Here is an 824-nt window from a genome sequence, read left to right as displayed (position 1 = left end):
CAGGCGGAACGCCCCCAGCCGGACCCGAAGGCCGACGGCTGCCTGTTCGACGGCTGGTTCCAGGACAATGTGGCCTACGACTTCAGCCAGCCCGTCACCCACAGCATCACCCTGACCGCCCGGTGGACCAGGACGGACACGCAGCACTGGACCATCAGCCCCGCCCAAGGGCCCGAGGCCGGAGGCACCAAGGTCACCCTGACCCCGCCCGCACAGCGAGGCATCAGATTCAGCCAAATCAGCGCAGGAAGAGGAAACATCGCTGCTGTCGCCTCGGACGGCAACCTGTACGCGTGGGGAAGCAACGGCAACGGCCAGCTGGGCGACGGCACCAACACCAACAGGCATGAGCCGGTCCGGGTGTTGAAGCCCGAAGGCGCGCCAGCAGGGTTCACCTGGGTGCAGGCTTCGGCAGGATACATGTTCACACTGGGCCTGGGCTCCGACGGCAATATCTACAGCTGGGGCGACAACGAGAACGCCACGCTGGGACGCGACATCGGCGGCAAGACCATCAACGGCATCCCGGCCGACCCCCGGCCCGGCAAGGTCGACAAGCCCCAAGACGCGCCAGCAGGGTTCACCTGGAAGCATGTGGAGGCGGGAAGCCTGCACGCGCTGGCTTTGGGCTCCGACGGCCAGCTCTACGGCTGGGGCCTCAATGAGCATGGCTATGTAGGCAACGGGACCACCACCCGGCAATACACTCCCGTCCGGGTAAGCTTGCCGGAGCATGCGCCCTCAGGGTTCACCTGGAAGCGGATGAGCGGCTGGGGCTGGCATTCCCTGGCCCTGGGCTCGGACAACCAGCTCTACGGCTGGGG

The 824-nt window shown here is 66.7% G+C and carries 1 protein-coding gene; it reads left to right on the top strand.

From position 1 onward, the window contains the following. Nucleotides 1-824: RCC1 domain-containing protein (locus J3T93_RS09920; protein ID WP_416378861.1), on the top strand; the 824-nt coding region annotated here is incomplete at both ends.

The organism is Bifidobacterium sp. B4111 (assembly GCF_026537235.1).
Classification (GTDB): Bacteria; Actinomycetota; Actinomycetes; order Actinomycetales; family Bifidobacteriaceae; genus Bombiscardovia.
The sequence above is the reverse complement of the archived record's forward strand: the minus strand, read 5'-3'. Positions and strand labels throughout refer to the sequence as shown.